Annotated in this window: 22 protein-coding genes and 1 pseudogene; 10 read left to right on the top strand and 13 right to left on the bottom strand. The window is 67.1% G+C overall.

The genetic code is table 11. The features are described from left to right. Positions 1-583: 583 nt before the first annotated feature. Entirely contained in the window at positions 584-1,822 is a 1,239-nt protein-coding gene (locus ABZ887_RS01740) for an IS256 family transposase (protein WP_361281759.1), read from the bottom strand. 564 nt (positions 1,823-2,386) lie between these two features. On the opposite strand from ABZ887_RS01740, the gene ABZ887_RS01735 reads away from it, so the two are divergent. Continuing rightward, positions 2,387-2,557: a helix-turn-helix domain-containing protein gene (locus tag ABZ887_RS01735; protein ID WP_361281756.1), complete on the top strand. Its 171-nt coding sequence runs from the start codon at positions 2,387-2,389 to the stop codon at positions 2,555-2,557. A 243-nt stretch (positions 2,558-2,800) separates the two neighbouring features. Here ABZ887_RS01735 and ABZ887_RS01730 read toward each other — a convergent pair. The 4 genes and pseudogenes from ABZ887_RS01730 to ABZ887_RS01715 all read right to left on the bottom strand — a co-directional run. Then, a pseudogene (locus ABZ887_RS01730) lies at positions 2,801-3,031 on the bottom strand (methyltransferase, FxLD system); the annotation flags it as partial. Further along, complete coding sequence (locus tag ABZ887_RS01725) at positions 3,019-4,170, bottom strand: glycosyltransferase family 4 protein (protein WP_361281754.1); 1,152 nt, start codon at positions 4,168-4,170, stop codon at positions 3,019-3,021. The gene ABZ887_RS01725 and the pseudogene ABZ887_RS01730, both read right to left, overlap by 13 nt. Before the next feature lie 51 nt (positions 4,171-4,221). After that, positions 4,222-5,481, bottom strand: coding sequence for a hypothetical protein (locus ABZ887_RS01720; RefSeq protein ID WP_361281751.1), 1,260 nt, complete (start codon positions 5,479-5,481; stop codon positions 4,222-4,224). A 117-nt stretch (positions 5,482-5,598) separates the two neighbouring features. Continuing rightward, positions 5,599-6,849: a nucleotide sugar dehydrogenase gene (locus ABZ887_RS01715; RefSeq protein ID WP_361281749.1), complete on the bottom strand. Its 1,251-nt coding sequence runs from the start codon at positions 6,847-6,849 to the stop codon at positions 5,599-5,601. A 66-nt stretch (positions 6,850-6,915) separates the two neighbouring features. On the opposite strand from ABZ887_RS01715, the gene ABZ887_RS01710 reads away from it, so the two are divergent. Beyond that, positions 6,916-7,689 carry a glycosyltransferase family 2 protein gene (locus ABZ887_RS01710; protein ID WP_361281747.1) on the top strand — a complete coding sequence of 258 codons (774 nt, stop codon included), beginning with the start codon at positions 6,916-6,918 and terminating at the stop codon, positions 7,687-7,689. A gap of 139 nt (positions 7,690-7,828) precedes the next feature. On the opposite strand, the gene ABZ887_RS01705 is transcribed toward ABZ887_RS01710, so the two are convergent. The 4 genes from ABZ887_RS01705 to ABZ887_RS01690 form a co-directional block, all read right to left on the bottom strand. Further along, positions 7,829-8,731 (bottom strand): TauD/TfdA family dioxygenase, encoded by a 903-nt coding sequence (locus tag ABZ887_RS01705; protein ID WP_361281744.1) that lies wholly within the window; start codon positions 8,729-8,731, stop codon positions 7,829-7,831. A gap of 287 nt (positions 8,732-9,018) precedes the next feature. Beyond that, entirely contained in the window at positions 9,019-9,690 is a 672-nt protein-coding gene (locus ABZ887_RS01700) for a hypothetical protein (RefSeq protein ID WP_361281741.1), read from the bottom strand. Between the two features lie 57 nt (positions 9,691-9,747). Continuing rightward, the gene (locus tag ABZ887_RS01695) at positions 9,748-10,137 is read right to left on the bottom strand and encodes a DUF6415 family natural product biosynthesis protein (protein WP_361281739.1); all 390 of its coding nucleotides are present in this window, start codon (positions 10,135-10,137) and stop codon (positions 9,748-9,750) included. Positions 10,138-10,145: 8 nt separating this feature from the next. After that, positions 10,146-10,496: an ATP-binding protein gene (locus ABZ887_RS01690; protein WP_361281737.1), complete on the bottom strand. Its 351-nt coding sequence runs from the start codon at positions 10,494-10,496 to the stop codon at positions 10,146-10,148. A gap of 396 nt (positions 10,497-10,892) precedes the next feature. On the opposite strand from ABZ887_RS01690, the gene ABZ887_RS01685 reads away from it, so the two are divergent. Genes ABZ887_RS01685 through ABZ887_RS01675 form a run of 3 tightly spaced genes read left to right on the top strand, consistent with a single transcriptional unit; the run spans position 10,893 to position 13,316 of the window. Further along, entirely contained in the window at positions 10,893-12,230 is a 1,338-nt protein-coding gene (locus tag ABZ887_RS01685) for a hypothetical protein (protein ID WP_361281734.1), read from the top strand. A 10-nt stretch (positions 12,231-12,240) separates the two neighbouring features. Beyond that, positions 12,241-12,786 carry a GNAT family N-acetyltransferase gene (locus ABZ887_RS01680; RefSeq protein WP_361281731.1) on the top strand — a complete coding sequence of 182 codons (546 nt, stop codon included), beginning with the start codon at positions 12,241-12,243 and terminating at the stop codon, positions 12,784-12,786. Continuing rightward, positions 12,774-13,316, top strand: coding sequence for a gamma-glutamylcyclotransferase family protein (locus tag ABZ887_RS01675; RefSeq protein ID WP_361281729.1), 543 nt, complete (start codon positions 12,774-12,776; stop codon positions 13,314-13,316). The genes ABZ887_RS01680 and ABZ887_RS01675 overlap by 13 nt, the downstream gene beginning before the upstream one ends. Here ABZ887_RS01675 and ABZ887_RS01670 read toward each other — a convergent pair. The 4 genes from ABZ887_RS01670 to ABZ887_RS01655 are packed head-to-tail and all read right to left on the bottom strand — an operon-like array spanning position 13,237 to position 16,846. Further along, a complete protein-coding gene (locus tag ABZ887_RS01670) occupies positions 13,237-14,649 on the bottom strand; it encodes an amidase family protein (protein WP_361281727.1) in 1,413 nt (470 codons plus the stop codon). The two genes, ABZ887_RS01675 and ABZ887_RS01670, sit on opposite strands and share 80 nt — an antisense overlap. Further along, positions 14,646-15,854 (bottom strand): MAB_1171c family putative transporter, encoded by a 1,209-nt coding sequence (locus tag ABZ887_RS01665; RefSeq protein ID WP_361281725.1) that lies wholly within the window; start codon positions 15,852-15,854, stop codon positions 14,646-14,648. The genes ABZ887_RS01670 and ABZ887_RS01665 overlap by 4 nt, the downstream gene beginning before the upstream one ends. Next, positions 15,851-16,363: a hypothetical protein gene (locus tag ABZ887_RS01660; RefSeq protein WP_361281723.1), complete on the bottom strand. Its 513-nt coding sequence runs from the start codon at positions 16,361-16,363 to the stop codon at positions 15,851-15,853. The genes ABZ887_RS01665 and ABZ887_RS01660 overlap by 4 nt, the downstream gene beginning before the upstream one ends. 42 nt (positions 16,364-16,405) lie before the next feature. Then, positions 16,406-16,846: an XRE family transcriptional regulator gene (locus ABZ887_RS01655; protein WP_361281721.1), complete on the bottom strand. Its 441-nt coding sequence runs from the start codon at positions 16,844-16,846 to the stop codon at positions 16,406-16,408. A 1,075-nt stretch (positions 16,847-17,921) separates the two neighbouring features. Here ABZ887_RS01655 and ABZ887_RS01650 point away from each other — a divergent pair. The 5 genes from ABZ887_RS01650 (at position 17,922) to ABZ887_RS01630 (ending at position 22,192) form a co-directional block, all read left to right on the top strand. Beyond that, positions 17,922-18,827: a helix-turn-helix domain-containing protein gene (locus ABZ887_RS01650; protein WP_361281720.1), complete on the top strand. Its 906-nt coding sequence runs from the start codon at positions 17,922-17,924 to the stop codon at positions 18,825-18,827. Positions 18,828-18,832: 5 nt separating this feature from the next. Further along, positions 18,833-19,525: a hypothetical protein gene (locus ABZ887_RS01645; protein WP_361281718.1), complete on the top strand. Its 693-nt coding sequence runs from the start codon at positions 18,833-18,835 to the stop codon at positions 19,523-19,525. A 149-nt stretch (positions 19,526-19,674) separates the two neighbouring features. Next, the gene (locus ABZ887_RS01640; RefSeq protein WP_361281715.1) at positions 19,675-20,301 is read left to right on the top strand and encodes a WhiB family transcriptional regulator; all 627 of its coding nucleotides are present in this window, start codon (positions 19,675-19,677) and stop codon (positions 20,299-20,301) included. After that, positions 20,298-22,004, top strand: coding sequence for a hypothetical protein (locus ABZ887_RS01635; protein ID WP_361281713.1), 1,707 nt, complete (start codon positions 20,298-20,300; stop codon positions 22,002-22,004). Before ABZ887_RS01640 ends, ABZ887_RS01635 begins: the two co-directional genes overlap by 4 nt. Continuing rightward, positions 22,001-22,192, top strand: a complete 192-nt coding sequence (locus ABZ887_RS01630; protein WP_361281710.1) for a hypothetical protein — start codon at positions 22,001-22,003, stop codon at positions 22,190-22,192. The genes ABZ887_RS01635 and ABZ887_RS01630 overlap by 4 nt, the downstream gene beginning before the upstream one ends. The last annotated feature ends 32 nt before the right edge of the window (positions 22,193-22,224 follow it).

Below are 22,224 nucleotides of genomic sequence, written 5' to 3'. Positions count from 1 at the left end.
GAGTGTCACGGACGGCTTTGGGATCGCTGCCATCTCGTACTGCCGGGCGGGCCATCACATCCCCCAAACGCCTGCCACTGTGGCAAGCCTTTTAGGATCCCTGGCGGCTGCGCACTGGGCAATGTGACGGGACTTATGGACAACCATTTCCGGACAGGATGGCCTCCGGTGTACTGCAGCCTTGCCACCTACGGCTAGCTCGTGGCGCGGCGTCTCATCCGCCATCGATAAACAGCAACTCATTTTGGAGGCAGGACTGCTCTCAATGCGGATGGCGTCCCGTGAAGCGGTGTAGTCGGGCGGAGCCCAGAACGCGCGGGCGTCTGCTCGGGGCGTGCATCCGCTGACCGTGCGTGCTCAATGAACAAGGGCAGGCCATCGCGCAAGTCTCCCTGGTGAAGGGCCAGTTCAACCGGAGGAGCACGCGATGGCCTTGTCTCAGTCTGAGCTGATGCGACTGCTGCAGGCGGTGCGTCGCCCCCTTGCGGTGGTACGCGTCCTGCCTCCGGACGTCCCGGGTGGCGGACGGTCACGTCCACGGGAGTGGTGTATCGACGGCCACTCGGTGATCTCGTATTTGAGGCTATGCGGTGAGTTCGGTCGGGAGGACGGTGTCGTCGGTTTCTGACTCGATCGGGTGGAGGCGGGCCTTGGCGAGGAGTTCGATGCCCATGTAGCGGCGGGCCTCGGTCCATTCGTCGTTCTGCTCAGCCAGGACCGCGCCGACAAGCCGGATGACGGCGTTGCGGTCGGGGAAGATGCCGACCACGTCGGTTCGGCGGCGGATTTCCTTGTTCAGTCGCTCCTGCGGGTTGTTCGACCAGATCTGCTGCCAGATCTCGCGCGGGAATGCGGTGAACGCCAGCAGGTCATGCTGAGCGGCGTCCAAGTGGGTTGCTGCTTTGGAGAATTTGGCCTCCAGAGCGTCCAGGACGTGCCGCATCTGGCTCTGAACGGCGTCGGTGTCGGGCTGTTCGAAGATAGTCCGCAGCAGTGTGGCCACCCACGGCTGAGCTGACTTCGGAACCTGACTGAGCAGATTTCGGGCGTAATGCGTGCGGCATCGCTGCCAGGAGGCACCCGGCAGGACAGCGCCGATCGCGTTCACCAGGCCGGTGTGCGCGTCGGAGATGACCAGTTGGACGCCGGACAGACCACGGGCGGTCAACGAGCGCAGGAAGGCGAGCCAGCCGGCGCCGTCCTCGGCGGTCGCGACGTCGATGCCGAGGATCTCCCGGTGTCCGTCGGCGTTCACGCCGACCGCGATCAGGGCGTGGATGTTGATGATGCGGCCGCCCTCGCGGACCTTTTGCGTGAGCGCGTCGACCCAGACGAACGCGTAGGGCCCGGTGTCGAGCGGCCGGTTGCGGAACGCGGCGACCTGCTCGTCCAAGTGCTTGGCCATGGCACTGACCTGGGACTTCGACAGCTGGGTGACCCCAAGAGACTCGGCAAGCTTCTCGACCCTGCGCGTGCTGACGCCCAGCAGGTAGGCGGTGGCCACTACCGAGATGAGGGCCTGCTCGGCCCGGCGGCGCCGTTCGAGGAGCCAGTGCGGGAAGTAACTGCCCTGGCGGAGCTTGGGGATGGCCAGTTCGACGGTACCGGCGCGGGTGTCCCACTCGCGTGGACGGTATCCGTTGCGGTGGTTGACGCGTTCGTCACTGACCTGGCCGTATTCGGCGTTGCAGAGGGCGTCGGCCTCCGCGGACATGAGTGCGTCGGCGAACGTCTTGACCATCGCGCGCAGCAGATCGGGACTCGCCGCGGCGAGATTGTCTTCCGCGAGTGCGTGCAGGGGCACACTGTCAGGTGCGGTCATCGTGCTGATCTCCTTCGAGGCTTCGACACTTCGAAGATCAGCCGGTGGCCGTTCATCTATGCGGGCACCATCCCGATGCCGGAGCAAACCCCCACATCAGGTCGAACCCGTACACCATTTCCCTGGACGCAACCTGGCGGACAACAGGCAGGCGCGACGAAGGCGCCGCGGCCCACCGGCTCAACTGTCCCGCCGTTGACTGCGCCAATGGCACAGCTGATCTGCCTAAATGCCGACCGATGGCAAGCCGATGGATCAGGCTTCACTCCAGGCCCTGGGCAGCACCTGCCCTACCACAACGGACACTGGAAGCCACGGGCCATGCCAATGTCGAGCGCCCGCGAACCGGCCGCATATAGCAGCGAATCCCCGGTTACGGAAACCGGGGATGCTCCGGAGCATAGGTGCCGTACGTGTGCGATACGTGGCACTAGCGCACTGCGGAACGTATGTGGACCCATACCCGCCTAAAGGACTCCGATGCTCAACGCCGTCAACACCCCTCTCGATGGCACCCAGCCTTCACCAAATTCCAGGAAGGCTCGCCTAGTGGAACCTGTCCTCATGGACACCAATGAGCTCGCAGCAATGCTGAACATGTCGACGAGTTGGGTCTACCGGGAAGCCGCCAAACTGGGACTAAAGGGCTACAAGCTGGGCAAAGGTCGAAACGCCAAAGTCATGTACAAGAGGACGGAGGTCCATAAGTGGCTTGAGCAGCAGAAGATCCACTGAGGCAGAGGACTCCCGCCGACGCCCACAGCCGAGATCGGCTACGACGGCCAGACGGCATAGGGTCGTCGGCACCGGATGGGGAACTAGCCGGTTTGCAATCTTCCTGGGGATTGCGTCCGTCACGCTCACACCGCTCGGATCGTGCTCCCGGCATCAGCAGGGCTTTCCAGACTTTCCCGAATCACTGTGTCGCTCGCGTACAAAGCCGCCGTCAGTTCGCCTTGCAACTTACCCGCGAGGAACCGAGATCGATGTGCCGTCGGTGTCGTACTTGATGTGCACCGGTGCGTTGGCGTATGCGTCTTCGAGCGATGCGTTGGGCACGAACACGTGGCGGGGCACGGTCCGCAACGCGGTCTCGACGGCGGGCGTGCGAGCGTGTCTGTCTGCATGGAGCTGGTCGGCCAGGGCATTGCGGAGTCGCTCGGCGCCCGCCGTGGGGGTGGTGATCGTGTCGGTGTTCACCGCGCTGACGCATCCGTCGCGGTCCGATAACTGACTCGTGGGGAAGTAACGCGGAGCGTCAGTTCGCGAAGCTGGCGGCCGGTGGCAGTGATGTCGTAGCGGCGCGCGTTATCGAGAGCCGCCTTGTTCAGGGCCCGGCGCTGGTGGAAGTCCCGGCCCATCTCGTCTAGGGCCGCAGCCAGCGAGAGCGGGTCGCCCGGAGTGTAGGCGATGCCAGCGCCTCCGAGGATTTCCCTCACTCCGGGAAGATCGGAGTAGACAACCGGGAGTCCGTGAGCTTGAGCCTCAATGAGGACGAGCCCGAAAGCCTCCAGACCCGTGGTTGTGAAGACCCAGGCGTCGAAGTTCGGCAGACGGCGCCACAGTTCGGCGCGGGGCAGGAACGGATGAAAATGGACCCGATCCCGCAGGCCGAGGTCGATAGCCTGCTGTTCCAGGTGCTCCCGTAGGGGGCCGTTGCCGATCACGGTCAAGTGGTGCGGCTGATGGGTGAATGCGAGGCATTCGATGGCGGTGATCGTGGATTTGTTGTCGTCCAGGCGACCGGCTTGTACCAGAGACAGGGGTCCGGTCCCTGTGGACGGCTGATCGCGTACATGGGCATCGGCCAGACGGATGCCCCACGGGATGATGGCGATGCGGTCGGTGAACCGGCGCCCGGTGAGGCGGTCGATGCGGTCGGCGAGGACGGAGGTCGGGGTGACGATCGCGGCGCTGGCGCTGGCGACTTCGAGCAGGGCCTCGTGTTCCGCCGTGTTGCGCTCGGCCGCCATCACTTCGGGGCCGTGAGCGATGGAGATGATCGGGATGGTTCCGGCGGTGCGGCTGAGCGCGAGGCTGAGGGCGAACCCGACGTTCTGGGCGTGGATGGCGTCGGGTCGGATCTGCTCGATGAGCGTCCCTACCTCTTGCGTCAGCTCGTCCACGTAGGTGTCGAAGCCGGGGCCCTGGGGTCGTTTCTTCGTGGATAGGGGGATCAGGTGATCGAACGCGGTCTTCCATACCTGATGGACCGGTATCCGGCCGAGGAAGGTCGTATGGGTGTCGGGCATGGCGCGGTAGAGGTCGCTGACGAGGATCATGCTGCCGGACGAAGACTCGGACGTGCGGTTGATGCCGGTGAGGATCGTCAAGGGTTTCGTGGTCACGCGGAGATCCCCTCGATGGATGATCGGTGGGCGGGTACCGAGGGCGGGGCATTATGCCACTGTGACCTGGGGATCGGTGGTGATCGTCCGTCCGTGGTTGCGAGGGGGCGCCCACCACGACGCCAGGTGGGGCGTGAGGACCGCGGTGATCTCCTGGGCTGGGTGCAGGAAGCCTCTGCTGTCCTGCTTTGCCGTCCACGCCCTGATGGCCGACCGGGGGTAGACGGGGTGTATCCCGATCTCGCCCTTGGGGAGGATGCCGTTGAAGGGTGTGGGGATGCCCTCGTGGTTCCAGTAGTCCCAAGCCTCCAGTGCCTTGGCCTTCTCGAAGCAGTGGTAGAGCTGCCGATAGCGCGGCATGTACCGGATCTCGCGAAAGATCATCTGCCCGATCAGTCCCGGTGCGACGTACCGGAGCGCGCTGGGATCAATGCCCCGGAAAGTCACCGCGGCCGCGTCCTGGGACGGATGCAACACGATGCGGGCGAACAGGTGGGACAGCCGCCGCCGCACGTACTCGGCGACCCCCGGAGCGAGCGCCGGTTCCACGCCGGCGATGAGCTGGACGAGCTGCTGGTGGCGCGGATGAAAGCGGGCCAGGTCGAACAACCGGTGCATGCCGTCCACAGCGGCGAACGCGAGTCGCTTGTACAGCCAGTTGTTCAGCTCTCCGACCTGGGCATAGCCCTTGGTCTCCGGAGTCGTGGAGTTGAGCATCAGGTACTCGGACACCACCTCGAAGTACAGGTAGCCGAGAAACGGTACGGCGGGCACGGCAGTGGCCAACTGGTCGATGAACACGGGGGCCGCCGTGGCGCGGCCGACTGCGTTGCGCAGGGCCAAGTCGAGGAATCCGGCCGCGGAGCCCAGTCCGGCCAGCACCGCATGGTCGAGCTGGTCGTTCTCGGCCCGGGTGAGAAAGCTCCGGTAGCGCAGGTAGGTACGCAGGTGGATGGCACCGAGATGCAGATAATCCACACCCTTGGTTGGGATCGGAGCGTCCGGAATGACCTCGAAGATCATGGGCGAGGTATCGGGCTTCGTCTGCATCAGGTAGGCGCCGAGATTGTGCGGACGCATTCCTTCACGCTGAGATACCAGAGGGGAGCAGTACAGGGCCCCGACCAGGCACCCGGTGGAGACGTGCAGCTCACCGCTGGTGCGGATCGCGGCGATGTCTTTCGTGGTGTGCAGCAGGTACATGGGTCGGCCGCTGGCGAGTGCTTCCGCCATCGCGCTGTGCTGAATCAGCCAACCATTCGGGGTGTCATCTTCCAGGTAGCGGCGCCAGTCGCCCTCGCTCTCGGCCAACGAGGCAGGAGCGGGGCGCTGCGCGGGCCGGGCGTAGTCCGTGTGGACGTGCTCCCATTCCTCACGCAAGGGAACTCCGGGAGTTGAAGTCAGCAGCAGGCCAGGGGAGTTCGGGAGCTACAGGGTCTCGACGTTCGCTCCGGACAGGCGGTTTCGGCAGTCGAGCACGTACGGCGCGTGCTCCTCGATCATCGCGAGGTCGAATCGCGGATGATCCATGAGAAGAACCACCGCATCAGCGGCGGCCACCTCTTCCGGGGTGGCATCGACCCGGGGCACGTTGAGCCCGGTGTCGTCGTTGTCCGGGATGTTGGGTTCGGCGCCGCGGACATCGGCGCCGAGGCCGATGAGAAGTTCGGCGACACGCGCCGACGGGGAATTGCGAAGGTCGGTGGCGTTGAACTTGTAGGTCAGGCCGAGCAGCAGAATCCGAGATCCGTTGACCGGCATGCCTCGCTTGTTGAGTGCTTCCACGAGGCGCCGGACGACGTAGTCGGGCATGTGCAAGTTCACGTCGGCGGCGAGTTCCGCGAACCGGAACGGGATGCCAAGCTCCTGCTGGGCCTTCCAGGAGAGGAACATCGGGTCGACCGGCAGGCAGTGCCCGCCGACCCCCGGCCCCGGGGTGAACTTCGTGAATCCGAACGGCTTGGTCGCGGCGGCGTCGATCGCCTCCCAGATGTTCACGCCGAGGGCATCGCCCAGCATCGCCATCTCGTTGATCATGGAGATGTTGACGAACCGGAAGGTGTTCTCCAGCAGCTTGGCCAGCTCGGCGACCTTCGGCCCGGACACCGGCACCGTGGTCTCGAAGATGCCGTCGTAGAAGCCCTTGATCACGTCGAGCGATTTGGCGTCGATTCCGGACACCAGCTTCGGCGTCCCGTCGAACGACCACCGCTTGTTTCCGATCCGCTCGGGGCTGAAGCCGGCCAGGAAGTCCGCCCCGCCCTTGAGGCCCGAGGTCTCTTCCAGGATCGGCAGCAGCAGCTCCTCGGTGGTGCCGGGATAGCTCGTGGACTCCAGGGCCACCGTGGCGCCGGGGCACAGGTGTTCCCCCAGTGTCCGGGTGCAGGACTCGATGTATGTCAGGTCGGGCACGCCGAGTCGCAGCGGGGTCGGCACGGTGATCACCGCGATGTCGAAGCCGGCCAGCGCGGCACCGTCGGCGGTCGCGGAGTAGGCCCCGGAGTCCAGCACTGCGCGCAGCCGCGAGGAGTCCACGTCCCGCACGTAGGACTGGCCGGCGGCGAGCTGCTGGACACGGTCCGTGTCCACGTCGTAGCCGACGACACAGTGACCCACTTCGGCCGCGCGTACGGCCAGAGGAAGCCCTACATAGCCCTGACCAGCGACAACAACCTGCATGGCAGCTCCTACTCGATTCCGGTGCTTGAATGGACCGTCGTTCCTGGTCTGGCAAGGAGAAGTGCTGTGCCCCTGGTGTCGGTCGTGATGCCCGTGTACAACTCGGCAGCCACCCTCGGGGCGGCCGTCCGATCGGTGCTGACGCAGACCCACAGCGACCTGGAGCTGCTGGTCACCGACGACCAGTCCTCCGACGCCTCCATGGACCTGCTCCGCGAGTTCGCCAATCAGGACGAGCGCGTTCTGCCGGAGTCGGCACCCGAGCGGGGCGGTGCGGGCCGGGCCCGCAACCTGGCGATCAAGCGGGCCCGCGGGGACTACATCGCCTTTCTCGACAGCGACGACCTGTGGCTTCCGGAGAAGACCGAGAAGCAGCTCGCCTTCGCCGCGAAAGGTGATGCGCCGCTGACGTTCACCTCGTACTTCAAGATGGACGCCGACTACGACGGCGAGAGCACCGACTGGGTCCCGAACGGGCGGGTGGTCCGTGCGCGGGAGCACGTGGACTACCGCGCGATGCTGGTCCGAGACCACATCGGTGCCCTCACCGCCATGTACGACCGCAATGTCCTGGGCACGAGGCTGATGCCGGAGATGCGCAAACGCCAGGACTACGCCCTGTGGCTGTCGATCATGCGGGACGGCGCTGACGCCCGGGGCCTGGCTGAGCCACTTGCGATTTACAGGGCCCACCAGGCGGGATCGCTGTCCTCCAACAAGCTGTCGCTCGTGCAATACAACTGGGCCCTGTACCGCCGGCATGAGCGCTTGTCGGTCCCGCGGGCGACGCGGGCACTCGCCGGCGCTGTGTGGCAGTCGCTGAGCAACTCGCGCATCTAGATCCGTGCACTGGCCCGGGGAACCGGGTGCGCGACGGTTTCCGGGGGCGCCCGACCGGCTCCAGCCCCGTGGCCGTGCCGCGTGCTCCGGGGCTGGACCCGGGGGCGGGACTCGGTGGGTCACCGGTGCCGTCGGCCGGTTACGCGGCCGTGCCATCGCCGGGCCTCGCGCGCAGGAACAACTGGAGGAGTAGCCGCCGATCGGAGACGGGGACGGTTTCCTGACCGCTGTGGAGCGCCTCCCGACCGTGCAGGAAACGGCGCTGGTTAACGATGAGGTAGTCCCCAGGCTGAAGCATGAAGGAGACCTGACCCCTGACGAGCTCTTCGGCGAGTTCCTTGGCGGCGTCGGCGTGCGCCTGGCCGAGCTCTGACCTCTCCAGCATCTTGGCGGTGAACCGGACGAACCCCTCGCCCGGGTCGGAGCCGTCCAGGATCGGAAACGGCTTGTACTCCTCGCCCACGCCGAACAGGTCGAAGAAGGTCCCGTAGTGGTAGGCCGACTCGGCCAGCAGAGCGCGACTGTCCTCCGACAGCCGCGCCACCGCCGCGTGGGCGTCGGAAAGGATGCTGGGGCCGCCGCCGAGCGGGTCGCGGCGAACGCAGAGGAGCGTGGTGTAGTCCGGGGGCAGGGTCCCGTTCACCAGGTCCATGTGAAACGCGTTGTACCCAATGCCGCTGGACTTGCCGGGGTCCTTGTCGACCTTGACCCCGATGTCCTTCCAAAGGGGCCACCGCGGAAAGGGCGAGAAGGGGACAGCCACCTCGGCCGCGAAGCCCGTCACCAGCCGCAGGAACCGGTCCTCGTCGGTCTCCAGCGCCTTGGCGAGGTTTCCCAGGCGCAGGACGGCGTATCCGCCACCCTCTCCGGTCAGCGCGTGGCGCAGGGTCGCGGTGACCTCCTCGAATCGCGGGGCGGCCGTCAGCTCGGTCCGGTACTCCGCAATAGTGGACTGCGCCAGGAACGAACCGTCCAGTTCCCAGGGCGGGAGAGAACGTTCGAGCAGAGAGGCTTCGAGTTCGCTCGGGATGTCGATGAACACGCGGAGCTTCCTTCTCTCTTGGGGTCTCGGGGTGTCGCTCTGGTGCTGGTGCTGCCGCCCGAGCGCCGAAGGCGGTCCGACAGCGGGTGGGTCTCGTGGGGCCGCGGGGCCTCGGGGGCAGCGACAAACTGTCGGATTGCGGTGAATTGGTCCGGCGCTGGAGCCAGGGGGTATAGCCCCAGCGCCGCGTCTCCGCCCGTACCGAATGCCGCTTGTCGCACGGGCGGAGCTTGTTACCTGCCCGATGGCCAGGGACGGGGTGTCATCCGGGCCACCGGGCAGGGCGTCTATGCAGCGAGCGCGGTCAACTCCTGCGTCAGCTCGTCGAGGCCGACGACTTGGAACGAGCTCAGGCGCCGGATCAGTTGGGAGGCGAGCAGGGTGGGCACGTTCGGATGCCCGAAGGGCAGTGCGTGGTCCGGCTGAGCGACAACGTGCACCTTGTTGTCCGCGTTGAGGCCGTACAGGGTGCCGTGGACCCCGTACAGAGGGGCACTCCGCGCGAGGAACACCATCGGGTTCTTCTCGAGGTGCGGGCAGAGCGCGGCCGCCGCGCGGGCGTGCTTCGGGCACACCGGCGGCTGGTTCGTTGTGATGGTGGCCTGCGTGAGGTCATGGTCTTTGGGACCAGCAATGAAGATGAAGCCCAGGGGCGTGCGGGCAGGCTCCGTGCAGACCTGGCACCGCATGGCCTGCATCATCATCATCTGCCGGTACGGGTGCATGAGTTTCCACTGCGGCTCGCCCGTCGGCATCTTATGTTCGTCCACGGAGTTGAAGCCGCAGCGCGCCCACAGAACGCCTCGCAGGGGCCGATCCCTGCCCTTGGCGTCCTCATCCGCGTAGTACAGCCGAGGGCCCGAGGCGTGACGGACGATGATGAGGTTGTCCGGTGCGGCTTCCTCCCCCTCGCGCTGGGTGATGAAGGGGATCAGCCGCGGTTTAGTGGCAGCGCGCACGGAACGTTCTTCTCTCTCGGCGGGATGAGCGGGCTATGGGTAACGGACGACAGCGCGTCACGAGGCGGCATCTCCCATCAGGTCGAGCAGGGCGAGGATGGCCAGGGCAAACCGGCGCAGGTGGCCGTATGCAGCATCGAAGCGAGGTTGTTCGGCGCTCAGGTCGATCAGGCGCGTCAACTCGTCGAGGGGGTACGGACGCACGAGATGCGGCACGATCTCCACGAACGTCGTGGTGGCCTTCCGGAACCGCCTCACGATGACCGCGGTTTCGAACTGCGTGAGGCGGGCGTGCTCGCCGAGTACGGCTTCCAGGTCGTCCCACAGTTCGCCGGTGACGGCCTCGTAGGCGAGGGAACGGCGAAGGCCGCCGAGGAGGACCCTGACGGTCTCGTCGTCGGTGGAGGCGCGCCGGCTCAGGAGCTGTATGGCAACGTCTTCCGTCACGGCGACCATCAGGCCACCTCTTCGGGGATCGAGAGGTCGCACCAAGTGGTGGCGCCGTCGTCGCTGGTGCCCCAGGCTCCGCCGCGTTCCGCAACGAAAGCCTCGACCAGGATGAGCCCGCGCCCAGACTCGGCGTTCTCGTCGACGTCTTTGCGCGTGGCGCCGCCCGGCATGCCGTCGGAGACGGTGACGCGCAGATGGCCGTTCCGGATGCTGAGGCTCAGGGCGATCTCAGTGGTGCCGCTGTGCAGCACCGCGTTGGTGAGCAATTCGGAGACAATGATCGCCACTTCGTCGATCAGCGGTTCCAGGCCGCAGTGCCTGAGCCTCGCGGCAGTGATCCGCCGCATCACTCGCACCCGGTGTGTGTCCTCAACGCGTGGTGGTGCGTCACCGCAGCGGGGGGCAACCCTGAATCTCTCGCGCATCAGATCCCCGTCGCGGTGCAAGGCAACGCGAGGCGTCCGTTCGGTCGTCGCTCCGGCAACTCTGGGGGGCATGGGGGGAACTCCCTGGTCCATGAATGTGCACGTCCGGGCACTCTCAGCGAGGGCTGTAAAGAGCGTGGCAACGGCGTGCAGACGGCTCTACCCCCAGACTGTCCTCGGGGTTTGGCGCAAAGTTGACTGTTCTCCTCGCGTCTTCCTCGGACTCACCTCGGAACTGCTAAGTAGCGTCTGTAGGGGGCAACTTGCTGGGGAGAGTGTTCTAACGTCGGGGCAGTGACGTGCTAGGCGGATGGGATGGGAGGCACCGTGCTGTTCTTCCGATTCGAACTCGAAAGGCGCGGTATTCGCAGCGCTGACGAGTTCCTTCCGCCGTACAGGAAGGCAGCCGAACGGCTCGGTCTGACGAACGTGGACCCTGCCCCGAAGACCTTCGAGGGCTGGATCTACGAGGGGCGCAAGCCCCAGAAGACCTTCCGCCGGGTCATCGTCGAAATGCTCGGCTACAGCATCGATGACCTGTGGACCGAAGTGCCCGAGGGGGCCGCCCCGGACTTCGTTCCCCTGGTCGGCACGTCGCCCATTGCACACCATGCCGAACCCGGTATGGACCTGAGCGAGATGAAAAGGAGCGGCGCAATGGCCGTTCGACGTGCGCGGAACTACGTCCTCGAAGCGGACCGCGAAAGGGTGGGGGACAACACGCTCCCGCTGCTGCATGACCAGGTCGCCCGGCTCGTTCGCGACTACCCGCGTGTACCACTGGCGTCGATCTGGGATGACCTGCTGGATGCCCAGGATCAGGTCATCTTCAATCTGGAGACCGGCAAACACCGTCCGTCCCAGCTCAGCGACCTCAACTTCATGGCTGGCGTGCTGGCGTTCCTGGTGGCCAAGGGCTTCAACGACATGGAGGACCGCGAGCAGGCCAGGACGATGAGCCTGCTCGCCGGCGCGTTCGCCAAGGACGCCGAACACCCGGGCCTGATGGCTCTGGTCAACGGTCTGCAATCGCTCATCGAATACTGGGCAGACCGGCCCGGGGACGCCCTGTTCTACGCCCAGAAGGGAACGGCCCTCTCCTCCAACCTCAACGGCACCGTCGGCCTGTGGCTTCTGGGCCTGCAGGCACGCGCCGCGGCCGTCCTCGGCGACGAGGAGACCGTCCGGTCGGCGAACCTGCAGGCGGTCGATCGTCGTGGGAGCGTCGTCCTGGACGACCTCGATCAGCTCGGCGGCCTCCTCACCTACTCACCGGAGAAGCAGACGTACTACTCCGTGGAGTCCGAGGCGCTCCTTGGCCACGGCGATACGGAACTCACGGTGCAGGCGGAACGGGCCGTGCAGGGGTTCAGCGACCGTGAAGACCCAAACTGGGCGTTCGGGGACCTGGCCGGAGCCCAGTGCAACCAGGCTCTCATCCTCCTCTACAGCGGAGATGTGGACGGTGCCGCACACGCCATCCGTCCGGTCCTGGACCTCCCGCCCACGTACCGAAACAACGGCATCATCGTCTCCGCCCAACGTGTCCGGCAGGCACTCATGACCACCAATGTCCGTACCGCTGTTGTGGCCAACGACCTGCGGGAGGAGATCGCGGTCTTCCCGCCTCGTCGGCCAGCGCTCCCCTCGGGAACGCAGCGCTAAGGTTCCTGGCATGTACCCGGTCCAGCGTTCCAGCCAGCGCCTCAGCATCCGCGAGCTCACCGTCGACGACGTCGATGCGGTGTTCGCTATCTACGGCGACCCAGAGGCGACGGAACACCTGTCGTTCGAGCCGCGTACCCGCGAGCAGGTCGGCCAGATCGTCGCCCGGTCCATCGCCTCGGCGACGACAGAGCCGCGCACCGAGTACGCACTCGCCATCGTCGAGCGGGACACGAACGCGCTGATCGGGTACGGACGTCTCGCTATGGACCCCCACCAGCAGCGCGCAGCCACGTTCGGCTTCGCGCTGCGCCCAGACACTTGGGGAGTCGGCTACGGCCTGGAGACCGTCCGCCTGCTGTTGGGCCTCGGGTTCGAAGGCCTGGGCCTGCATCGCATCTGGGGCGCACGCTCCCCGCTGAACGAAGCGTCAGCGAAGACCATGACAGCGGCGGGCATGGTCCAGGAAGGCACCATTCGCGCCCACATTCAGAAGGCGGACCGATGGCGTGACTCGGTCGTGCACTCGATGCTCGACGACGAGTGGAAGCCTTAGTGTCTGAAACTCCGCACCGCAGGGACCGGCTGTCGCAAGGTCCCGACCTTCTGTTCTGCTGCGGCACCCTTCGGTTCGATGCCGTCCTCAAGGGGCTGTTGGAGCGGATACCTCATCGAACTCCGGCGTCCGCTCCCGGATATCGGACGGCCGCGCTCGAGGGCCGCGCCTACCCGGGCCTCGTCGTCCGAGCCGTCGGTGGCGCGGCTCCCGGCGTGGTGCTCACCGATCTGAGCAACGCAGAGTGGCGCATCCTCGACCGCTTCGAGGACGAGCAGGGCGACCTGCGGAAAGGGGCGCTCTCGCGGCGCGGCTTCACGCGGAGATCACCGAACTCGGTTACCTCGGCAGCAAGCGGATCCACCCCCGGAAAGGGCCATCAGCCAGGACCCTTCCCGAAGGCCGCCGGTGGGCGAGTCTGCATCCGGCGCAGGAACGACGGTTGCGTTCTCATCCAGAGACAGAAAGCAGGGATGCCAGCTCGTCCGCCACTCCAAGCAGAACGCGCTCCCCGTACGGCCGACCGATGATCTGGATGCCAATGGGCAGCCCCTGGGTGGTCGTGGTCACTGGTACGACCAGGCTGGGAAGGCCGATGTGGCTGGTGAGGTTGGCCCATCCGGTCTGCTCGAAGAAGCTCCGCTCCTGGCCATCCACCGTAAGGGTGCTGCTGCCTGCCGGGATCGCGGGTGTGGGTGCCGCTGGTGTGACGAGGATGTCGTGTTCCGTGAAGAACCGCTGCCAGTCCGATCGGAGTCGGGCGCGTTCTTCGTTCGCGCCCAGCCAGCCACGGTGGGTTTGGGTCCGGTGCCGGAGGAAGATCGCGCGGGGGCTGGTGTCATCGTCCTGCAGTAGTCGAACGGCAGCGAGTTCAGCACCAGCGGTTTCGTCGTCGGTGGTGGCCGTGGCGGTGGCGTGCAGGAGTTTTTCGAACAGGCGAGTGGAGTAGGTGAAGTCGACAGGTCCGGGTGCGTGTCGGACCAGGGCTCCGGCTGCGGTCAGTATCTCCTCAAGGGTGACCAGAGCCTGCGCGCACTCACGATCGACAGGACAGCTCGGATCATCGGCCCAGATCGCAATGCGCAAGTGCTTGATGCCCTTGGCAAACGTCGGCAGGTCTACACGCCAGGGCGTGCCCTCTGCCGGTGCCGGTGTGGTGAGCGCGGCGAGTAGCAAGTCGAGGTCTCTGGGGTGGCGAGCCAGCGGGCCCGGAGTGACCATGTCGCTGCTGGTGAGCCAGCCCGGTGGCCGAGGAATGTGGCCGCGGGCCGGAACGAGTCCGCTTGTCGGCCGTAGTCCGTACACCCCGCAGTAGTGGGCGGGCAGGCGCAGCGAGCCGGCGAGGTCGCTGCCGAGGTCGACGGGGGTGAGATGGGCGGCGACGGCCGCAGCAGGTCCTCCCGAGGAGCCACCCGCTGTCCGCGCTGCGTCGTGCGGGTTGAGCGTGCGGCCAAAGAGGGCGTTGTCGGTGTGAAGGTCCTGGCAGTAGGCGGGGGTGTTTGTCTTGCCCATGATCACCGCGCCCTGGTGGCGGAGCCGCGCGACAGCATCTGCGTCTTGATTGGGAACGTGGTCTGCCAGTTCCTCGGCTCCGCTGGTGGTGCGAAGGCCGGCCGTTTCGAAGCTGTCCTTGATGGTGATTGGGAGACCGTCGAGGACCCCGCCGGCCTCGCCCCGGGCTCGGCGCTGGTCGGCGGTGTGAGCGGCTTGCCGGGCCGCGTCGTCGTCGCGGGTGATGACGGCATTGATGGTGCTGGCGTCGATTCGGTCGAGGTGGAGGTCGAGCAGCTCGCGGCTGGAGATCTCGCGGCGATCCAGGGCGCGCAGCTGGACGTGGGCGGGCTGGCAGGTCAGGTCGGTCATGCGGAGGCTCGCTCGGGGTGGGGGGTGCGGGCACGCTGGCGGGGAAGGTGGCGGGCGACGGCGAGGAGGGCGTCGATGTCGTCCATCGGCTGGCTGGTCTCGGGGTCGGTATCGGCGAAGTCGGTGAGTTGTTCGGGATGGGGATGCTCGCCCGTCTTGCGGGCGGCGATGCCGGCGAGTATCTGGTCGGCAGTGACAGCGGCGTTCAGTTCTTCGCCCGAGAGCCCTTGCGCCCTGTGGTGGGCTTCGCTGCTTTCACGGACGCCCACTTCGAGGTACTGCCGGATCACGAAGCGGCCGTCACGGATCTCGACCGCGCGTCGGTACAGCTTGAACCCGATGCTGCGCAAGCGGCGGCGCTGGGCGGGGTCGCCATGGTCGACCGGCAGGCGGATCTCGGGGGCTTCGCTGGAGAAGGCCAGCCACAGGGGGCGCAGGCGGTAGTGGCTGAGGTGCTGCTTGATCCAGTACCGGACGTTCTTGGCCTGGTCGGTGATCGTGGGCACCAGCCAGCCGATCAGGGTGAGCATGGCGCCGACGTCGCCGCACGTCCAGGCGAAGCTCTCCCAGCCGGCGAGGGAGATCCCGAAGGCGGGGGCGATGACGTTGCCTGTCCGCACGCCGCTGTATCCGAAGGTAACGGCGGCGCCCAGGGCGACGACCCGCAGACCGACGCGGACGGAGACTCGCTTGTTGCGCCGGGCCAGGCGCCAGCAGCCGCGGGCGAGGAGCACCTCGCCGATCGTGTATGCGGTGACGTACAGGGTGAGGTATGCGGCGTACACGTGGTCGTGCGCGTAGTACAGCGTGAAGTCGATCGGCCTCGTTGCGCTCGGCGTCAGCAGGGCGAAGAGCACCAGGAGCCCCGCGATCACTGCGAGGCCGGCACCGAGCCAGGCCCGCGCTCTTCTGCGGGCGATGTCCGGGGGCGATCCCCAGTAGGTGAGGACCACCTGCTGGCAGGCGATCAGCGCGATCACGCAGCTCTGGGCAAGAGGGACGGAGAGGTTCACCGTGCCCAGGACGCGGTCAAGGTAGTCCCACATCGGGGTGATGGAGAACAGAAACGACAGACCCGACAGCAGGAAGACGGAGGCCAGGGCCGTGGTGGCGGTGTCGCGGCGACGAGCGGGGATGTCCCGCAGGAGGCAGAGGAGCCCCAGGACAGCGACCACGAGGCTGATCGGGTGGAGCAGGTCCTTCACGGCCGGGCCTCCCGCCTGCGCAGCAGGGTGTGCGCAACGCGGTCCTGGACCTCGTCACCGGAGGACTCGTCGCTGCGCAGCCACCGGTCGATGATTCGGCGCTGGAGGAGCGAGGCGAGGAGCTCGGTCTCGTGCTCCTCTGCGTCGTCGTACTTGGTCCGCCCGAGCATCATCTGCACGATGGCCGGGTCCATGGTGGTGATGAGCGCCGGTGCCAGGGCGGACAGCGGGCGGGCCTCATGGTGTCCGAGGAACAGATGCATGAACTCGTGAGCGATGATCTGATCTTGATGCAGGCTGCTGGTCCGCGGGTCGTAGAACACGTAGATGACGGCCTCCAGGACCGCACACGCTCCGCAAACCGACGGTGCCTGCTCCTGCGGCTGCAGGATCACCTCGCGTCCCGTACGACGGGAGACCTCGTCGCGTAGGTCGCGGACGTTCGTGACGTCGGGGAGTTCCAGGGCGGCCAGGGGGTCATCCTGGCGCCACCTACCCGTGGACCACATTACCAATCCTTGATCATTTTCTGAACTGTAGCCGAAATTCGGCTAGTTGGAGGGCGGCAGCCCCTCCATCTTTCGCACGCCGTCCACGAGACCGAGAACAGCTTCCTTTCCGTCCGCCGAGACGTCGGACAGGCGGAGGAGCACGTTTTTGATCTTGGAATCGCGGAGCAATTCCAGCAACTTCAGTTCCTCTGCGGTCTTTTCAGCAACCTCATCGTCGAACCAATAGGCGGCAGGTACGCCGAAAAAGCTTGCCAGCGCTTCAAGGTGACGCTTCGTCGGATTGTCTCGGCGTCCGGTCCGAAGCATCCAGAGATAGGTGGACGTCACGGTTTCGAGCCCTCGCTCGGCCATCAGCTCGGCCACTTCGGAGTTGCTGTATGGACCGCGGTCAGGCGGGTGCACCACTTCAAACAGGCGGTTGAGCCGATCACTGAGCTTCTTCGCGTGAAGGCTCACCGGCTCCACTGCTGGATCTTTCATGATCCTTCCCAAAGGGTGTGGCTTAACAAGGGTTCAGCCACTGTACCTCGCGATTAACGCCAGTTGACGCACCGATCTTGCGTATGGAAAGTTCTACCTCGCAAACACTATCGGCGTTTGCACGTCCACCCTTCGGGATGGTCTGTCCGTTTCTACCGATAGATGCGTATGACATGCGTGACACGCGCCACTTCCCCCTGGCGGCGTTAGCCGCTCCTGTAATTGCAAGACAAATTTGATCTTCGAGGAAGGCGCAGAGGCACAGTGAGAAGGCTCGGTCACCTTCGCGATGCGCGCACAGGTAATTCCGTGAGGTCATTCGAGCATCGTTGTGTCCGGCCATTGCTCGCCATGCCCGTGGACGAGCGGCTGACACTTTGCCACCGCACCCGCACCGGAACGGCGCGGGCGTCTGCACCGGCGGTCTGGGGTGCGTCCATCACTGCGACCGGCTGCGTCGCCGACGCCAGCCGACGGTTCTCCGCTGACCACCCCGGCAGCTGGTTCCGAGGGGACGCTGTGAAGGTCATCTCCGAGCACGTCGAGGCGCTCGGCCCGCTGCCTGCGTCACGGCCCGCCGCCTCCACCCTCAGGCGCAGGTGCCGGCGCCCTCCTGCGCGACTTGTAGAGAGTCCTTTAGCAAGGTCTGGATCTTGCCGCTGGTCCTGCATATGTTCGTCGTCCCTCGCCGGGCCCCCCGCCCGGCGGCAGACGACGACAGGAGCCACATTCGGAACGCACGATCCAGTCGGGTGAGATAGCTCGGAACACAGCGACGGCGCCCAGGGAGCGGTAACTCCCGGACGCCGAACGCCAACTGGTACTCCTGCCCCGGCAAGGGCGGAGATTTACCCACCTTCACCGCACCGGTCCTTTCCTACGAGGCACACCGGCGCGGGTTTCACCACGGAGGAGAATCCCACATGCCGCCTGCCCTGCGCAAAGGGCCGGTATCCCCGGCTTGCGCGGCAGCCGTCCTCGCATCACCGCCCGGTTCCCTGGCCGCGCACTGGTTGCCCGATGCCCTCGCTCTGCCGCCGGCCCCCGGCACCCGTCCCGTCGGGACGGTGGCCCAGTGAGCCGGGACACCCGCGAATGGGCGTGGGAGCACAGCGCCAGCCGTGGAAACGCGCGCCTGGTCCTGCTGTCGATCGCCGACCGGATCCCCGACGAACAGTGCGTCGCCTGGGCGTCCCTCACCTCGCTCATGAGGCGTACGAACGCCAGCCGCAACGCCGTGCGCGCCGCCATCATGGCGCTGGCCGTCGCCGGCGAGCTGGAGGTGCTCGACGACCTCGACGGCCCGCAGCACAGCACGGTCTACCGGCTGCCCCAAGCCGCCGCGTGGCTGGCCAAGGTCGCGGCGGCCCGCAAGGACGATCCCGAGGCTTATGTCGAGCCCCCGGCTGCGTCCGATCCGGTGCCCGAGGTGGACATCGAGCGGCTGCGCAGGCACGGCATCTGGCCCAAGACCCGGTCGGAATCCGACCCCCCTCGTCAGGATCTGACCGGGTCAGAATCTGCACCCCCTCGTCAGAACCTGACCCCTCCCCGGGTCAGATCCCGACCCCTGCCCGGGTCAGATTCTGACCCCCAGAACCGTAGTGAACCGAAGGTGAACCGTAAGGACAGCAGCAATGGTGCTGCCGGTCTCACCTCCGCTGCGGACTGGCAGGTCGATGACGCATGCCTGTCCTGGGCCCAGCAGCAGGGACATCTCGCACGTCTCGGCGAGCACGGTCTCCAGGCCTCTGACGCGAAGTGGCGCCACCACCGTGCCGATCGGAGCCCTCGCTCCGCCGCAGCCTGGGCTGCCGACTGGCGGTCCTGGATCGCCCGCGAGCACAGCCCCACCCCCCAACGCCCGAACCTCTACGCCCTGCCGGGCGGTACTCCCCCGCCGCAGACCGGCATGACTCGCACCGAGGCACACATGGCCGCCCTGCTCGCCGCCGTCGACGAACCGACCGGAACGGAGTAACTACCTTGGACCGCCGTGAAGTTGCTGCCGTGCTCACCTACGTCGGCCGCCTGGACCCGCGCACCATCCGCACCGACGCGGGCGAGGCCCGCGACCAACTCGCCATGTGGCACGAGCTGCTCAACGATGTCCCGATGGCCACCGGCCAGGGCTGGGACGTCCGCGAGATCGTCCGCAAACGCATCGTGAGTTCGCCGTATCCGATTCTGCCGGCCGATGTGGCTCGCGAATGGCAGGTGCACCGCCGCGAGCGTCTGGCCCGCCACACCGACCCGACCCCGATGGCCGACCCGGACAACCCAGAAGCCTGGCGGGCGGAGCTGCTCGCGGCGCGCGATGCAGTGGCCGCCGGGCAGGCCGCGCCCTCGGCGCATCGCGGGATCACCGCCGGGCAACACCGTCCGGGGCTCAAGGATCAGTTGGCCGCCGTGGGCTCCTACATCCCGGCCGCAGTACGTGCCGAGTTGGCCCCGTACCGCCCGGCCCGCGCCGCCCGCGAAGCCGCCATCGCCGCCGGAGGCCCCGACGTCCTCGGCGTGCCGTGCGACTGGTGTCACGCCGAGAAGGGTGAGCCCTGCCGTCGTCGTCGCATCAGCCTCGACGGCACCGCGCGGGGTAACTCACCGCGCGCCACGGCTCACCCCGGCCGCATCGACCGAGCCCTGGCCGCCCAGAACCAGCAGGCATCCGCCGCCTGACCGCAGCCTGCTTCTCCACCACAACGTTCCGCCTGCGGTACGGCCCCCCACCCCCGTACCCCGAGCCCGCCTCGAAGCGCCCTCGGCACCCTGAACCCCCACCGGGGCCGAGCGACCCTTGCAATCCGAGGCGCCTTCCGGAGACTGCCTTGCGCCACATCACCACCAACGACACGCCCACCCCCACAATCCGCGGTATCGCCGACCACAGCTGGCAGGAGAGGGGCCAGTGCCACGGCCTGCCGGCCAAGGAGACCGACGAGTTGTTCTTCCCTGCGGCCCGCGACCGCGCGGCCATCGATACGGCCAAGGCGATCTGCGGCAGCTGCCCGGTGAAGAAGGCGTGCTTCGACTACGCCCTCGACAACGAGATCCGCCAGGGCATGTGGGGCGGGCTCACCGAGGACGAACGCCGCCCCTGGCACGCCCGAGTCAACAAGCGTCTGGATTACGCCCGAGTCAAGGCCGCGTTCGAGGGCCGCGACGTCCACCTCAGCGACGCCGAGCGCGATGCCGTCACCCGTCACGCCTACGTCCGCGGCTGGAGCCCCGAGCGGCTCGCCTACGCACTTCGGCTCGATCTCGACTGGGCGCGCGACCTGATGCGCAACGCGGCCCATGCCGTTGCCGACCGAGACCGCTACTGGGGGCAAGCCGACCCGGCCGACGGCGAGTACACCGAGGACGAGGACGCCGGAGCGGCTGTCTCGCCGGTGCAGGTGCCCCGCCAGGCGCAGACCCACGCCCTGATCGCCGCTCTCCGAAAGGCAGCATGACTCACCCCCTCGCCATGCCCTCCCTCCCCTTCGGCATCGAGCCCGTCAACCTCGTCGCAGCCGCCGGTGTGCTCGCCCTCGTGCTGGCCGGATGGTCGATCCGGCGTCACCGGACCCGGGCGGGCGGCCCGCGCGCCGGCACCCCCGCAGTCTGGGTCTCGGCCCTCGCCGCCCTCAACTGCACCGCCTACAGCGCCGACACCAGCTGGCGCTTTGCCGCCGACTACCTCGACATCGCCGGCACGGTGGAGCGGGCGATGATGTTCAGTGCGGCCGAACTAGCACTGTTCGCTACGGCGCTGATGGCCCGGCAGAACCTGAAGACGCAGGGAGCACCCGGCCTGCCGGGCGGCGTAGTCTGGGTGATCACCGGGGTGCAGGTCATCCCGGCATACGCCGAGTCAGGCACAGTGGGCGGCACCGTGCGGGCCTTCGTCGGCCCAGTCATGGCGGCCGTGCTGTGGCACCTGGCCATGGGCATCGAGCTGAGACTGCACAAGCCAGACGCCACCTCCCAAGGACTCCTGGCAACTCTCGGACGTGAAGTGCGGGAGCGGCTCCTCTCCCGCCTCGGCGTCGCGACCCGCAACCGCGATGCCGCGCAGATCACCAAGGACCGCGCGACCCGGCGGGCAGTGGCCCTCGCCTCCCAGTTGGCCGGGATGCCCGAGGAAGAGCGTGAGAAGGGCCGTGGCAACCGGATCACGCGTCGGCTTCAGTCGGCTCTCGCACGATCCGGTGCCGGCACCGATCCAGCCCAGCGGCGTGCGCTTCTGGAGCAGCTGGCCGCCCGCCGGCACGCGACGGAGCTCGCCACCGTGGTTCTGCCGTCGCCCTGGATTCAGCCCTCGCGCGACGAGGACGCCGGTCGCGGGGAACGGTCCCCTCTCCCTCCGTCGATCACGACTCCGTCGGCGAACGGGACGCATGTGAGTGCATGGATGAGCGCGGTCCCCGGCGACGGTCCCCGAAGCACCACATCGATTGGGGACCGGGCAGACGGGAACCGTACGGAACCGGGGACGGGACACGGGCCCGACGGTCCCCGTCCCCATCCGGTCTCGGTCGGCGACGAGGACCCAGCCGCCGAGTCCGGCTCGGTCGCGCTGCGCGACGGCCAGGAGGCGGCGGTCGGGGACCGGGAGACCGTGCCCGCCGGAGCCGAAGAGCCCAATGACGAGGCGAGCGGCCTTGCCGATGGAGTGGACGAAGCCGCTGTTCAGGGGGGCGCAGGAGGATCCTCGGTGTCCTGTTCCACCGGGGACGGGGACCGCGAACACCCCGGCACCGAAACGGGGACCGAGGCCAATAGGGACCGTCCCCACAGAGTCCCCGACCACGACGGGGACCGCGAACGCCCCGACTCCGAAACGGGGACGGAACCCGACGGGGACCGTCCCCGCACCGTCCCCGTACAGCGGGCGCCGAAGGCGAGGGCACCCCGGAACCGGCCGGGCGGCGGTCAGTCCACCCGGTCCCGGAGGCAGCCGAAGCTGAGCGTCGAGGAGATGGTTGAGCGGGTCCGTCCCCACGTGCCCGCGCTGCTCAAGCGTGACGGGAACGAGTCCCTGACCCGGGTTCAGCTCCGGGAAATCCTGCGCGCCCAGAAGATCCGGGGCGGGCGGAACGAGGATCTGACGCCGGTTCTGCAGCAGCTCCGCACCGACGCGGGCACCACGACGGCACGGAGTACGGCTCGATGAAGAACTGCCGGCGCTTCGCGTACATCAAGTCCGGCTTCGAGCAGGAAATCCGCCGCCTGAGCAGTCATGTCAAGCGCTCCCGGGGCTCCGCGTCGGTGAGGACCAGCGCGAGGAACGCCGTCGTGGTGAAGCGGAACATGGCGGGGGCCTTGAACCAGCACCTCGATCGCTGCCACGAGTGCGGCTGACTTTCGTAAACCAGCAGGTCAAACGCCTGCTT

Origin of the sequence: Streptomyces sp. NPDC047061 (genome assembly GCF_040643955.1) — a bacterium.
In the GTDB taxonomy this organism is placed as follows: domain Bacteria; phylum Actinomycetota; class Actinomycetes; order Streptomycetales; family Streptomycetaceae; genus Streptomyces.
This window is presented reverse-complemented; position numbering and strand designations above follow the sequence as displayed.